The 15,990-nt window shown below is 66.0% G+C and carries 2 protein-coding genes and 1 pseudogene; 2 read left to right on the top strand and 1 reads right to left on the bottom strand.

Annotation, left to right across the window (positions count from 1 at the left end):
• Window positions 1-211 precede the first annotated feature (211 nt).
• Both ACIBJI_RS17495 and ACIBJI_RS17490 read left to right on the top strand, forming a co-directional pair.
• Window positions 212-1,087 carry an endonuclease domain-containing protein gene (locus ACIBJI_RS17495; RefSeq protein WP_397084878.1) on the top strand — a complete coding sequence of 292 codons (876 nt, stop codon included), beginning with the start codon at window positions 212-214 and terminating at the stop codon, window positions 1,085-1,087.
• A 217-nt stretch (window positions 1,088-1,304) separates the two neighbouring features.
• Window positions 1,305-1,418: pseudogene (locus tag ACIBJI_RS17490) on the top strand (TrmO family methyltransferase); the annotation flags it as partial.
• A 102-nt stretch (window positions 1,419-1,520) separates the two neighbouring features.
• Here the strand turns inward: ACIBJI_RS17490 and ACIBJI_RS17485 are convergent.
• Window positions 1,521-15,902, bottom strand: coding sequence for an amino acid adenylation domain-containing protein (locus ACIBJI_RS17485; RefSeq protein ID WP_397084876.1), 14,382 nt, complete (start codon window positions 15,900-15,902; stop codon window positions 1,521-1,523).
• Window positions 15,903-15,990 lie beyond the last annotated feature (88 nt).

Below are 15,990 nucleotides of genomic sequence, written 5' to 3'. Positions count from 1 at the left end.
CACGGCTGACCACCGCCCCCTCGACCCCCACCACCCTCATGGACGGCCCCAGGTTGGACACATGATCACGTGGAAACTGGGGCGGCATCGCCCGAGAAGCCACCGCCACCAGCGCCACCTGATCTTGATCGTTGGGCGAGGTGCGGAGGGTCGCCAGAGGTTCGAGCGGGCGGGTTGGGGGGTTGTCGGTGGGGGTGGGGATAGTGGGGGGATGGGGGTATTGGATGAGCCGTTTGTGGGGTCTTGGGCGGTGGCGGCGGGGTTGGTTACGCGGTGGGAGCTGCGGCACAACTTTGTGCGGGTGTTTCCGGATGTCTATGTGCGCAAAGGGTGCTCGCTCGATGCGAGAGGGCGCGCCCGTGCCGTTGCGCACTGGGCGAAGGGTGATGGTGTGCTGATCGGGTGCTCGGCGGCCGCCATGCACGGCACTCGCTGGCTCGATGCAGATCAAGCAGCAGAGATCGCCAGGCGCGGACACTGTCGTCCGCCCTGCGGGATTCGTGCCGTCCGCTCGGTTATCGAGCCGAGCGAATGCTGTGAGGTCGACGGGTTCACGGTCACAACACCGGCGCGCACTGCATTCGACCTCGGTCGGCGGCTGCCACGCGAGCGGGCCGTACCGATCCTGGACGCACTGTGTGCGGCTACCGGACTCGAACCAGGTGAAGTCGCGGTCTTGGCATCGAAACATCCGGGCGCACGTTTCCTCAACCGTTTGCGCACAACGCTCGCCGTCGCGGATCCAGGCGCCGAATCCCCACCCGAGACCCACACACGCTTGCTCCTGATCGACGACGACTTACCCCGTCCCGCAACACAATTAGTGATCCGCAATCACTACGGCGAATTCGTCGCGCGCGTCGACCTCGGTTGGCGCAAATGGCAGGTAGCCGTCGAATACGACGGCGCCCAACACTGGACCGACCCCACCCAGCGCACCAAGGACATCGACCGCATAGCCCGCATCGAAGCCCTGGGCTGGCGCGTAATCCGCATCAACGCAACCCTCCTCTACGACCGCCCCCACGTAGTCCTCGACCGCGTCCGCACCGCCCTCACCACCCAAGGTGCACAACTGAACAAATGATCACGTAGAAACCGGGGGCGGCAAACCCCGAAAACCCACCGCCCCCGTCATCCTCAACCGCACCCACACCGCCCTCACCCCAACGTGCACAACTGAACAAATGATCACGTGCCGGATTCCGAGCATGCGGATCGGCCGCCGTTGACGCGGGCCGTGCGCCCGCAGCGCATCCCGCTGTCATTGACGCAGCGTCGGATGTGGGTACTCAACCAGGTCGATACAGAATCCCCGTGGAAACCAGGGCGGCATCCCCCGAGAGGCCAGCGCCGGAGTTTTCGCCACCCGCGCACCGCACCGCCCCAACCCGATCGGTCTGCACCACATCCATATCCGCACCGTCAGCGCATGTCCGCAACCTCGAAGCCGTGCACGGCACACCGATCCTCGACCTCAAACCCCTCCTCACCTCCAATCGCTGACGTGGCTGCGAGTTTCAGTCACGAGTCCGCGCTGCGACTTCCCGCCAAATGTCGGTCAGCACCCGGCCGATTTCGGCGAGTCCGTCGGCGGCCGTCATACGCCAGTGGGTGGTCGGCACCGCGCGGTTATCCACGGTTCCGTCGACCACATCAACCCAGATTCCCGCGCCGATCGAACCGGTGGGGTCGTCGAGCGCCGCAGTGAAGTAGATGACGTCGCCGTGGAATCGAACAGGCTGATAGGCGTTGCGCAACACAACCGAATGCACAGCCGTATCCAGCACCCGGGTGAACCGCTCGGAGCCGAAGGAGGCGAACGGCTCCGGCAGTTCGACCAGCCGCTCGGCGAGTTGTGCCAAGTCAATATCGGCGGCGAAGCCGAGGTCACCGGCCTGTTCGCCGAGCAGGCCACCGATCAGCTCGGCCACCGGCACGGGTGAGCCCGCGCCCTGCGCGCGTTCGTCTGGCGGATCGGCCATATAGCTGTCCATCACCGCGAGCGTGGCCACCCGCTGTCCGGCCCGCTGCAATTGCACCGCGATCTCGTGCGCGAAGACACCGCCCATCGACCAGCCGATCAGGTGATACGGCCCAATCGGCTGGACCGAGCGGATCGCATCGACATAGATCGCGGCCCACTCCTCGATCGTGTCCGGCAGCTCTGCCGGTGCGGCCAGGGTGGGTGCTTGGATGCCGTAGATCGGCCGGTCGGAATCGAGGTAGGCCGCCAGTCCCGCGAACGACCATACGATGCCGGAGACCGGATGGATGCAGAACAACGGATCGGCGGTACCCGTCGCGCGCAGCGGCAGCACCACATCGAAGGCCACCTCGCCCTCGACCTGCCCACCCGCCCGGCGGGCCAGCTCGGCCAAGAAGTCCGACGGGGTCGGTGCGGTGAATACCCGCATAACCGGGATCTTTTCACCGAGAAGCGAGCTCAGCCGTGCCGTCAGCTTCGTGGCGATCAGCGAATTGCCGCCGCGCTCGAAGAAGTTGTCGTCCATACCGAATCGGTCGAGGTCGAGCACCTCCGCGAAGGCGGCGGCGACGGTTTCCTCGATCGGCGTTGCCGGTGCACGGTACTGCCGTGCCTCGAACGCGGGCTCCGGTAACGCGCGCCGGTCCAGCTTGCCGTTCGGGGTCAGCGGCATGACATCGAGCACCACGATGGCGGCGGGAACCATATAGCCGGTGAGGAATTCGGCCACCTGCACCCGCAATTCATCCGGATCGATGCCGGCACCGGCTGCGGGCACCACATACCCGACGAGCTGATCCCCGAGACGTTCGGTCGAGCGGACCAGCACCACCGCTTGGCTCACGCCCGGACAGCGCAGCAGCGCGGATTCGATCTCGCCGAGTTCGATTCGGAAGCCGCGCAACTGAACTTGCTGATCACTGCGCCCGGCGTAGGCGAGTCCGGCCTGGCCCCAACGACCAAGGTCACCGGTGCGGTACATACGAGATCCGGGTGCGCCGAAGGGATTCGCGACGAAACGTGTCGCCGCCAGCCCCGGCCTGCCGAGGTATCCCCTGGACAGCTGAGCTCCGGCCACATAGATCTCCCCCGGTGTTCCGACCGGCACCGGATGCAAGCGCTCGTCGAGCACGTAGCCATCCAAACCCGGCAGCGCCCGTCCGATCAGGCTGTCCGGACTGTCCGCGATCTGCTTGTCCAGCGCAAGGAACGACACGTGCACCGTGGTTTCGGTGATCCCATACATATTCACCAGCCGCGGCGCATCCGCGTCATGGCGCTCATACCAGCGCCGCAACTGACGCAGATCCAATGCCTCGCCACCGAATACGACATGTCGCAGCGCGAATTCGCCATCGACATCGGAGGCGGCCCGATCGGCCTCGATCAGCTGATAGAAGGCCGACGGTGTCTGGTTCAGCACCGTCACCTTCTCGCGAATCAGCAACTCGCGGAACAGTTCCGGTGCCCGTGAGGTCGCGTAGTCCACCACGACAACCGCACCGCCGGTGGCCAAGGCGCACCACAGCTCCCACACCGAGAAGTCGAAGGCGAAGGAGTGGAACAGCGTCCACACATCGGTCTCGTCGAAACCGAACAGCGGCTGGGTATTCGCGCACAGCTCGACCACATTGCGGTGCGCCACACCAACACCCTTCGGCACGCCCGTCGAACCCGAGGTGTAGATGACGTAGGCGAGATGATCCGGTAGCAGTGGCGCGATACGGTCGGCGTCGCTGACCGGACGATCATCGAATTCCGTTGTCTCTTCGAGCAATATCACCGGCAGCTCGCCGACCGGCACATCGGCACGCTGCTGCGCGGTGGTGAGCACACAGACCGGAACCGCATCGGAAAGCACGAAGGCCAACCGCTGCGCCGGATAGGTGATATCGATCGGCAGATACGCCGCACCCGCAGTGAGCACGCCGAGCAGCGCGACCGGCAGCTCCTCGGTACGCGGAACCGCAACGGCCACCAGCGATTCCGGACCGGCACCGGCGGCAATGAGCGCCCTCGCCACCCGGTTCGCCCGCCGCCGCAGCTCCGCGAAGCTCAGTGCGGTATCGCCGAAGCGAACCGCCACCGCATCGGGCCTGCGCCTGGCCTGATCGGCGATCAGCTCGGGGAGTGTCGCGGCGGGCACCCACGCACCGCGCGAATTCCATTCGTGCAGCACCCGGGTGCGTTCGTTCGGTCCGAGTAGCTCGATATCACCGACGGTCACCGCGGCGTCGGCGACGACCGCGGTGAGGATCCGGGCAAACCGATCAGCGAAGCCCTGCACGGTGACCGCGTCGAACAAGTCTGTCGCATAGGTGAATTCGGCCAGCACGCCCTGGGTTTCACCGCGCGGACCGATTCGCTCGTTCAGCGAAAGCCGCAGGTCCACCGTGAGCGGATCCGTTGCGGCGCTGCGCTGCCCCATCGCGACCTGGAACAGCGGATGCCTGCCGGTCACCTGGACCGGATCGAGTATCTCGACGAGTTGCGCGAATGGCACATCGACGTGCGCGAATGCGGCGGCGTCGACCGGGCCGACCGCGGCGAGCAGTTCATCGAAAGTCGCACCCGGGTGGTATTCGGTCCGCAGCACCACGGTGTTGTCGAAGGTTGTCCCAGGGACCCCGGCCGCGTCGGTCGGACCGACCGCGGCGTTCAGTTCACCGAAGGTCGCACTGGGATTGCTATCGGTGCGCAGCATCACGGCGTTGTAGAGGGTTGCCCACGAGGCCGGTGTACCGATCGCGATATCGGTCGTGCCGGACAACCGCGCCAACAGCACCACGAAAGCCGCATGCGACACCACGAATACCGAGGTATTCCTGGTCTCGGCAAGCCGACGCAGTTCGTGGTGCAGGTGTACACCGATCTGCAGCACGACCTGCCCGCCGTCATAGGAGGGCACGGTCGAACGCGGACGATCCATGGGCAACATCAACTCATCCGGCAGTCCTGCCAGCGTGCTGCGCCAGTATCGAACCTGCCCGAGTACGTCGGACCCCACACCGTCACGCACGGTTGCAACCGAATCCGCGGTGACGAATTCACCCAGCACAGTGCGCAACCGCTGGGTCAACGCCTGCGCCGCCGAATCCGCGACGGCATCGCCGCGATACAGCACCTCCACCCGCAGCTCGGCAGCCAGTTCCGCTCGGACGGTAACCGGATAGTGGGTGTAGTCGACCGAACTCACGCCACCGACCACCAGCCCGTCGACCGCGCTACCCGCCTGCCGCAGGCCATCGGCATCGATCGGATACGACTCGTAGGCAACCAGCGTGTCGAACAACTCGGTGCCGCCCGCGATCGCCTGGACATCGGCCAGCCCGAGATAATGATGCTCCAGCAGTGCAGCCTGCCCGGCTTGCAGCTCGGTGAGCAGCTGCGAAACCGTTGTGGCCGAATCGAATCGGACGCGCACCGGGATGGTGTTCACGAACAAACCGACCATCGCGTCGACACCGTCGAGCTGCGGTGGACGTCCCGAAACGGTGACGCCGAAGACCACATCATCGCGGTCGGTGATACCGGCGAGGACCACACCCCACGCCGCTTGCAGCACCGTATTGACGGTGACCTCGGTCGCCGCGGCGAAGGACGTCAGCGCGGCCGTCTCGGTCGCCGACAGTTCGAATGCGGACCTGCCGAATCCATCGGCCGGCGCTGTGGGCCGCACCAACACGGGCGCGAGCAGCGTCGGCGCGAGCTTGGTCAGCGCGGTTTCCCACGCACGCAGTGTGACTTCACGGTCCTGGCGCGACAGCCACGCCAGATAATCGCGGTACGGCCGCGCGGCGGGCAGCAGCGCGGTATCGCTCCTGGTCGCATAGAGGATCAGCAGATCCTTCATCAGCAGCGGCATGGACCAGCCGTCGAGCAGGATGTGATGCGCCGTCAGCACCAGGTGCGTGCGCCCGGATGCGGTGCGGTACACCGTGAATCGCAGCAGCGGCGCCAGCGCGGAATCGAATCCGGTGCGCTGGTCGGCGGCGAGCAGATCTGGCAGGTCAGCGTCGGGCACCTCGGCGACCACTCGCCACGGCACCCGAACCCCTTCGGCAATGAGCTGCACGGGTTTGCCGTTCGCGCCGAAGGCAAAGGCGCTGCGCAGATTCGCGTGCCGGTCCAGCGCCGCCTGTGCGGCGCGGCGCAGGCGGTCGAGTTCGAATTCGCCCGAGAGTTCGACCGCCACCTGAATGACGTAGGGGTCCACCGACTCGGCCAGCATTTCCATCAGGAACAGCAGGCCGGTTTGCAGCGGCGACAGGGGCAGTACCTCGACCAGGCCCGGGTAGTTCGCCCGCCAGGTGTCGAGTTCGTGTTGGGTGGTCGATATGAGCGGCACATCTGATGGTGTGAGACCACCGGCATTCGGGTCGGCTACATGCCGGGCCACCGCCGTCAGGGCGGTGAGCCAGTCGTCGGCCAGTTCCTGTACTGCCGCCGCGTCGAGGATTTCACCGGCGTACTTGAAGGCCACATCCATCCGCGGTCCGGCATCGGTGTCGACGACGATCGCATTGATATCGACCACGGCCGATGCGGGCAGCGCCGGATCCTGGCCGTCGTCGAGGTCACCGAGGTCACCGGACGGGAGCCAGGCCGGATCGGTCAACTCCGGTGCGCCGCCGGTGGATACCCGGCCCAGATAGTTGAAGCCGATCTGCCCGATATCACCGGCCAGACTCGAATTCGACTGGCGCAGTAGCCCGAAGCCGATACCCCGATCCGGAACCGCGAGCAATTGCTCCTTCACCGACCGCAGCACCGCCGCGGTCTCGTCGGCAACGCCGGTGAGATCGAGCGCCACCGGATACACGCTGGTGAACCAACCGATCGTACGAGTCAGATCGGCGCCGGGCACAGTCGCTTCCTCGCGGCCGTGACCCTCCAGTCGAATCCTGGTGACCGGGAGGGCGATACCGCGTCGCGCCCGCCAAGTACGCACCGCCATGGCCAGCGCCGCGAGCAGACCGTCATTGACGCCGCCCCGGTACAGCGCGGGCACCGTGGTCAGCACCGCATCGGCCACATCGACAGGCACCTCGACCGTCAACTGCCGCACCGACGCGTGGGTATCCACAGTGGGATCGAGCGCACGTGTACCGAGCAAGGGATCCGGTGTGGCCAGCACGGTACGCCAGTAGTCGAGCTCGGCCATCCGCGACGGCGAGCCCGCTGCTTCGACGAGACCGTGCGCCCAACGCCGGAATGACGTTCCGACCGGCGGCAACGCGATGGCCATCCCGGCGCTGCGCTGTGCCCATGCGGTGATGAGGTCCGGGATCAGAATCCGCCACGACACGCCATCGATCACATAGTGGTGCGCCGCGAAGACCAGTAGATCGCGTGCATTCGACCTGCGCAGCCAGCTGAACGCGACCATCCGCCCCACGGCCGGATCCAGTGCCGCCAGCGCGGAAGCCACGGCGGCATTACCGATTCGGTTGAGCTCGGCCTCGTCCGGTACGTCCACCTCGGACAAGAGCGCCGACGCGTCGAGCGTTCCGGGCGCGGCCACCTGCTGCCACCACCGGCCGTCGACCTGCCATACTCGCCCGCGCAACATGTCGTGGTGGTCGAGTACGGCGGTGAGCGTGGTGGTCAGTCCGGTGCTGTCGATGCCTTCCGGCAGCGCGAGCACGAGGGTCTGCGCGAATCGGCCGAATGAACCGTTCTCGAGGAAGCCCGCGAGCACCGGGGTGAGCGGGATATCGCCAACCCCGCCACCGGGCAACTCCGCCAGCACGACGGGCGCGGGATCCGTGCCGAGCACCGCGACCCGCGCTAATCCGGCGACGGTCTTCTGCTCGAAGACATCGCGCGGCGTGAAACCGATTCCGACCGACTTGGCCCGCGAAACCAACTGGATCGAGACGATGCTGTCACCGCCGATGGCGAAGAAGGAGTCATCGGCTCCGACCTGGCGCACGCCGAGCACCTGCGCGAACAACTCGGCGATCCGCGATTCCAGCGGGCTGGAAGGTGCCCGCGACACCGTGACTGCGAACTTCGGTTCGGGTAGTGCGTTGCGGTCGAGTTTGCCGTTGGTGGTCAGCGGCAACTCGTCGAGGACGACGATGGCCGAGGGCACCATATGCGAGGGCAGTACCCGCGCCGCGAATTCGGTGAGTCGGTCGGGCTCGACGACACGGTCGGCCACCGGGAGCACGTACGAGACCAATACCGTTGCTCCAGCGGCCGTCTCACGGCCGAGGGTGACCGCGAATTCGATATCCTCGTGGCTGCCGAGCACCGCGTCGATCTCACCGAGTTCGACACGGAAGCCGCGGACCTTCACCTGGAAGTCGCTGCGCCCCACATAATCCAGCTCCCACGTTCCCGCCGGAGTCGCGGACCAGCGGACCAGATCGCCGGTGCGATACATCCGGGCACCCGGCTCACCCCACGGGTTGGCGACGAAACGCTCCGCGGACAGCCCGGCTCGATTGCGGTAACCGCGCGCCAGCGCGCCGCCCGCCAGATACAGCTCACCCGTCACGCCGGGCGGTACCGGGTTCAACCGCGCGTCCAGCACCAGCGCGGACATACCGCGCACCGGAGAACCGATCGTAATATGCTGTCCCGCAGTCAATTCCGCATACGACGAGATAATGGTCGTCTCGGTCGGGCCGTAGCCGTTGTAGTACCTGCGACCGGGCTGCCACTTGGCCAGCAGTTCCGGTGTGGTGACATCGCCACCGACGGAGAGCATTTCGAGGTGGTCCAGACCGGTCGGATCCACCGTGCCGAGGACCGCCGGGGTGATGATCGCGTGCGTCACCTGTTCGGTGCGCAGCAGGTCACCGAGCTCGTCCCCACCCGGCACGGTGGACGGCACGATCACCAGCGTCGCACCGACCGAGAAGGCGCACAGCCATTCCAATACCGACGGGTCGAAGCTCGGCGCGCAGATATGCAGGAAACGGCGTGTGGGCTCGAGCCGGTACAGCTCGATCGCATGGTCGAGCAGACCGCCGAGTCCGGCGTGGGTCACCGTGACGCCCTTGGGCACACCGGTCGAACCCGACGTATAGATGACGTAGGCCGGGTTGTGCGGACGCAGCGGGATGATCCGATCGGCGTCGGTGATCGGCGCGGCGGATCGGTTGGCGCACAACGCTTCCATTGCGTGGTCGTCGAGCGCGAGCCACTGCAGGTCATCGGGGAGCTCTGCTTTGTATTCAGTCGAGGTCAGTCCGACGACCGCCGCCGAGTCGGTCAGCAGATGCCGAATCCGTTCCAGCGGATGGTTCGGATCGATCGGCACATGTGCGCCACCGGCCTTCGCGACGGCCAGCACCGCCGCGACCATCTCGTAGGAACGCGGCAATGCCAGCGCGACAAGACTTTCCGGACCGACGCCACGTTCGATCAGCACCCTGGCCAACCGCGACGAGTACCGGTCGAGTTCGCGGTAGCTGATCGATCGGCCCGCATACCTGACCGCGGTACGGTCCGCACCGTGGCGCAGTCCGCGCAACAGCAGATCGGGCAGCAGCCCACCCGCCATCAGATGATCCGGGTGCACGCGGGTCAGAAATTCGACTTCGGATTCGGCCAGCAGCGGCAGATCACCCACCGGCGTCTCCGCATCCGCGACGATGGCGGTGAGCAGCCGCGCGAACCGATCCGCGAAGACGCGAACCGTCGCGTCGTCGAAAAGGTCGCGCGCATAGGTGAACGCGGCGAACATGCCCGCACTCGACTCGCGAATCGCCAACGACAGATCGAATTTCTCGGTAATGATATCGAAATCCACTGGAGCGACCCGCAACCCGGGCAGCTCGAACGAGTTGTCCGGCAGGTTCTCGAACGAGAGCGCCACCTGGAACAGCGGATGCCGTGCCGTCGATCGTGCCGGTTCGAGCAGGTCCACCAAACGCTCGAACGGAATATCCGCGTGCGCGAAAGCCTGTAGATCCACATCCTTGGCGTGGGCAAGCAGTTCGGCGAAGGTGCGGCCACCCGGGACCTCGGTGCGCAGTACGAGAGTATTCACGAACATGCCGATGACATCGTCGAGTTCGGCCTCACCACGCCCTGCGACCGGCGTACCGATGGCGATATCGTCGGTGCCCGACAGGCGCGCCAGCAGTACCGCGAGCGCGGCGTGGACCACCATGAACAGGGTCGCATTGTGATCGCGGGCCAATCGCAGTAGCGCCACGTGCAACTGCGCATCGATCGGGATATCGCACCGGCCGCCGACAAACGACGGGACGGCAGGCCGAGTCCGATCCGATGGCAGGTTCAGCTCATCCGGCAGCTCGGCCAGGGCCTGTCGCCAATACGACACCTGTTGTCCGGCAAGTGAATCCGGATCGGATTCCGCGCCGAGTACGGCCCGCTGCCACAGCGCGAAGTCGGCGTACTGCACCGGCAATGGCGTCCAGTTCGGAGCGGATCCGCCGGTGCGCGCGATATACGCCAGCATCAGGTCACGGGTCAGCGGCCCCATGGACCAGCCATCCGCGCTGATGTGATGGGCCACGAGCACCAGCACGTAGTCGCTGTCGCAGCGCAGCAATTCGGCACGCACGGGCACGTCGGCGGTGACATCGAACCCGGTGCCGACCAGCTCGACGATCCGATCGCGCAGCTCACCCGCAGTGATGTCGACGACCGTAAGATCCGGAACCGCCTGTCCCACAGGCAGAATTACCTGATACGCGACACCGTCGCGCGACGGATACACGGTGCGTAGCACCTCATGCCGGGCCACCACGTCGGCGACCGCCAATCGCAGTGCATCGATATCGAGTGCACCGGACAATCGCACCGCGACCGGCACGTTGTAGGCGGCCGATTCGGTATCGAACTGGTTCAGGAACCACATCCGCTGCTGTGCCAGCGACAATGGCACCCGGTCCGGTCGCCTGCCCGCGGCCAATCGCGGCCGCCGACCGGAGCCGACCCGATTCTCGACCCGGACCGCCAATGTCGCGACGGTGGGCGCCTCGAACAACACCCGCACCGGCACCTGCGTATCCAGCGCGGCACCCAGCCGCGCCACCACCTGGGTGGCGATCAGTGAATTGCCGCCGAGTGCGAAGAAGTCGTCATCGATCCCGACCCGATCCACCCCGAGTACATCGGCGAACACCCCGGCGACAATCTCCTCGATCGGTGTCGACGGCGCACGGAACACCTGGGCCTCGAACTCGGGCGCGGGCAGAGCCTTTCGATCCAGCTTGCCGTTGGCGTTGCGCGGCAGCGCGGGCAGAACCACGTAGGCGGCGGGCACCATATAGGACGGCAGCACGCGGGCCAGCGCCGACTTCACCTGTGCCACATCGACATCGACGCCCGCCAGATAGGCGACGAGCCGATCACCGGTCCGCTGATCCGCGTCCGCGATAACTGCCGCCTGCGCGATCTCCGGCAGCGCGACCAGGGCCGCCTCGATCTCACCCAATTCGATCCGGAAGCCACGGATCTTCACCTGGAAGTCGGTGCGCCCGCGATACGCCAGCTCACCGTGAGCATTCCAGGCCACCAGATCACCCGTGCGGTACATGCGCGCACCCGACTCGAACGGATTCGCCACGAACCGCTCCGCCGTCAGATCGACCCGCCCGAAGTAGCCGCGCGCCAACTGCGCACCGGCCAAATACAACTCACCCGAAACACCGACCGGCACGGGACGCAACCGCGAATCCAAGACATAGACCCGGCTGTTCCATTCCGGCGCACCGATCGACACCGATACCGCATCTTTGTCGGTCACCCGATGATTGGTGACCGACACCGCAGCCTCGGTCGGCCCGTACAGATTGAACAGTTCCTTCTGCGGATAGGTGTCCCGGAACCGCTGCGCCAGCTCTGCGGGCAGTGCCTCACCGATCACCAGCACCCGCCGCAAGGTGAACGGCAGCCGACCGGTCAACAGCGCGTCCAGCATCGACGGCACCACATGCAGCGTGGTCACCGACTCCCGCGCCATCAGATCGTTCAGATAGTCCGGATCGCGGTGCCCGTCCGGGTGGGCAAGCACCAATCGCCCGCCGAATACTGCCGCCGACCAGAACTCCCACACCGACAGATCGAAGGTGGCGGCCGTCTTCAGCAACATGGCATCACCTGGTCCGACCCCGAATTCAGCGGTCTTCCAGAGCAATTGGTTGACGATCGCGGCATGCGAAACCGCGACGCCCTTCGGCCGCCCGGTCGAACCCGAGGTGAAGATCACGTACGCGGTATTCGCCGCGCGCAACGGCCTGACCCGCTCATCATCCGCTATCGGTGTCGCGGGCAGCCAATCGAGGTCGAGCCGGTCCAGTCGCACCACCGGGGCCAGCTCCGTATCGAAACCCGCTGCGGCATTGGTCAATACGCAGACCGGCGCCGCGGTACCCAGAATGTAATCGGTTCGCGCCGCGGTCTGGTCCGGATCCACCGGCACATACGCGGCACCGGCCTTGGCCACCGCGTACATCGCGACGACCAGATCCACCGACCGGCGCAAGGCGAGCACGACCCGCGACTCCGGACCGACGCCCCGCGAAATCAGGTGTCGTGCGAGGCGGTTCACCCGCGCATCCAGTTCCGCATAGGTCACCGGTTCGCCGTCCGCGCCCATCAGCGCCACCCCGCCCGGTGTGGCGGCCACAGTCGCATCCAAGAGCGACACCAGCGTCGCCGCCGCATCCACCGCATGGTCGGTCGCATTGCGACCGGATACCAGCTCGGTCCGTTCCGCGGCGTCGAGCAGTTCCAGCTCACCGACGACCGTGTGCGGCGCCGCGGCGATCTCACCGAGCAACCGCGCGAACCGAGCCACGAAGCCCCGCACCGTCGGCTCGTCGAACAGATCGTGCGCATAGGTGACGGCACCGCTGATTCCCGCGGGCTGCCCTGTCTCGTTGTAGTGATCGCCGATGATCCAGTGCAGATCGAACTGCGATACCGCGGCATCGAAGTCCACCGCCGAGACGGTCAATCCGGGCAGCTCCAGACTCGTCGCAGCCAGATTCTGGAACGACAATCCCACCTGGAACAGCGGATGCCGCGCGGTCGAGCGGACCGGATTCAGCACCTCGACGAGTCGTTCGAACGGCACATCGGCATTCGCGAAGGCCCCGAGATCCGTCTCACGCTGCCGCGCGAGCAGTTCGGTGAACGGTCCGGATTCATCCACCCGGGTCCGGAACACCAGGGTATTGACGAACATGCCGATCAGCTCGTCCAGCGCCGCCTCACCGCGACCGGCCATGGGCGTGCCGACGGCAATGTCATCGGTGCCCGACAATCGGGCCAGCAATACCGCCAAGGCCGCGTGCACGACCATGAACAGTGTCGCGCCCTCGGCGCGCGCCAATTCGACCAGCGCCCTATGGGTTTCGGCATCGATATGCACCGGAACCTTGCCACCGGCGAACGACTGCACCGGGGGCCGCGGCCGATCCGTCGGCAGCTCCAGTTGATCGGGCAGCTCCGCGAGTGCATCACGCCAGTAGGCAATCTGTCCGGCTGCCAACGACTCCGGATCATCCTCACTACCCAGCAACTCGCGCTGCCAGATGCTGTAGTCCGCGTATTGCACCGGCAGCGGTGTCCAGCCGGGCACGGAACCAGCCGTCCGTGCGGCGTAGGCGGTCATCAGATCACGCGTCAACGGCCCCATCGAGGTGCCGTCACCGGCGATATGGTGCACCACCAGCGCCAACACGAATTCGGCGGGCGAATCCTCGACCTCGAACAAGCCGACCCGCAGCGGCACTTCTGCGGTCACATCGAATGTCGTGGAAAGCAGTTCGCGCACAGCGGATTCGAGCTGCTGAGCGGCAACGGTCTGAACCGTCAGCTCCGGCACCGATTCGTCCGCGGGCAAAATCAGCTGTTCCGGACCGGCATCGGTGTGGGGATACACCGTCCGCAGAACCTCGTGTCGCGCAACCAGATCTGCGACCGCCGCCCGCAGCGCGGCCACATCGAGCGCACCGCTCAACCGCACCGCGATCGGAATGTTGTAGGCCGCCGACGCGGTGTCGAACCGGTTCAGGAACCACATCCGCTGCTGAGCCAGCGACAGCGGAATCGCCTCCGGACGGGGACCGGCAACCAATGCCTTGCGGTCACCGGCACCGGCATGTTCGGTCACGGCGGCGGCCAGTCCGGCGACGGTCGGTGTCTCGAAGAGCAGACGCACCGGGATCCTGGCATCCAGCGCAGCGCCGAGTCGCGCCATCAGCTGGGTGCCGATCAGTGAGTTGCCACCGAGTTCGAAGAAGTCGTCATCGGCACCGACCCGCACCTCGAGCGCAAGTACGTCGGCAAAGAGTTCGGCAACTACCGGCTCGATAGAACCCGACGGCGCGCGGAAAGTCTTGGTGCGTAACTGTGGTGCGGGCAGCGCCTGTCGATCCAATTTGCCGACCGGGGTCAGCGGGATCTCGTCGAGCACCATAATGGCGCTCGGCACCATATGGGCGGGCAGTTTGCTTGCGGCCAACCCGGTCAGTTCCGCCGTATCGATCGCGGCACCGGCGACGGCACGCACATACGACACCAGAATCGTTGCGCCACTGTCCTGTTCGTGACCGATGGTGACCACGAAATCGACGCCGTCGTGCGCGGCGAGCACCGCATCGATCTCGCCGAGTTCGATGCGGAAACCACGGATCTTCACCTGGAAATCATTGCGCCCCAGGTATTCCAACTCCCGCTCGGCCGTCCACCGCACCAGATCGCCGGTGCGGTAGAGCCGCGAACCCGGCGCACCGAACGGGTCGGCCACGAACCGAGCGGCGGTCAGACCCGGCCGGTCGTGATAGCCACGGGCCACCTGCGCACCGGAAATATAGAGCTCGCCGACAACCCGACCCGGCACCGGCGCGAGCTCCTCGTCCAGCACATATTCGGTGATCCCGCGGATCGGCGCACCGATGGTCACCGGTTCGCCCGGCACCAGCGGCGCGCTGATATTCGTCATGATCGTGGTCTCGGTCGGGCCGTATCCATTGAAGAATTCCCGGGTGCGGCCATCCGCGATCGGTAACACCCAGCGCCGCACCAACTCCGGTGGACAGGCCTCACCGCCCGCGACCACTACGCGCAGCTCGTCCAGTCCATCTGCGGGCAGCGAGGCGAGCGCGGCCGGGGTGATGAAGGCATGCGTCACCCGCTCCCGGCGCAACAGTGCGGCCAATTCCGCGCCGCCGTACACCGTCGGTGCCGCCACGACCATGGTCGCGCCCCGACTCAGCGCAAGCAGCAACTCCAATACCGATGCGTCGAAGGAGGGCGAGGCGAAATGCAGTGTGCGCGAATCGGCGGTCAGCGTATAACGCTCGCGCTGCTCATCACAGAAATTCGACAACCCCGCCTGGGTGAGGACCACCCCCTTGGGCGTTCCGGTCGATCCTGAGGTGTAGATGACATAAGCCGGATGCTCGGCCCGCAGTTGCCGGATCCGATCCGCGTAGGTGATCGGTTCCGCCGAATATGCCGCGATGTCGGAGGTATCGATGGCGACCCATTCCGGGCCGTCCGGCAGATCCGCCGCCGCGACGGTACAGTCCAGTGCCGCAACCGTAAGCCCCAGCGCCGCACCGGAATCCGACAGCATGTGCGCGACGCGATCGGCGGGATAGTTCGGGTCAACGGGTACGAATCCGGCACCGGCCTTAGCGATCGCCCACACCGCGACAATCGATTCCACCGACCGCGCAATGCCGACCGCGACCAAATCCTCCGGGCCGATACCGCGCTCGATCAGCAAGCGCGCCAAGCGGTTCGACCGATCATCGAGTTCGGCATAACTCAGCTGCGCCAATGTCGCTGTGGCATCCGCGAACACGACCGCGGGTCCGGTCGGATTACCCTCCACGGCGGTGGTGAGCAATTGCGGCAAGGTCTTGATCCGTGGGCGTCGAGCCCGGTTGGGCCGCTCGCGATTCGGCCGCGTCATGCGCCCAACCCCTGTCGCGCACCGCGCGCGAACGCCAACACACCTTCGAACAAGCCGAGCATCTCCGGGACTACTTCCTAGCGTTTGT

Origin of the sequence: Nocardia sp. NPDC050408, from assembly GCF_044458905.1 — a bacterium.
In the GTDB taxonomy this organism is placed as follows: Bacteria; Actinomycetota; Actinomycetes; order Mycobacteriales; family Mycobacteriaceae; genus Nocardia.
This window is presented reverse-complemented; position numbering and strand designations above follow the sequence as displayed.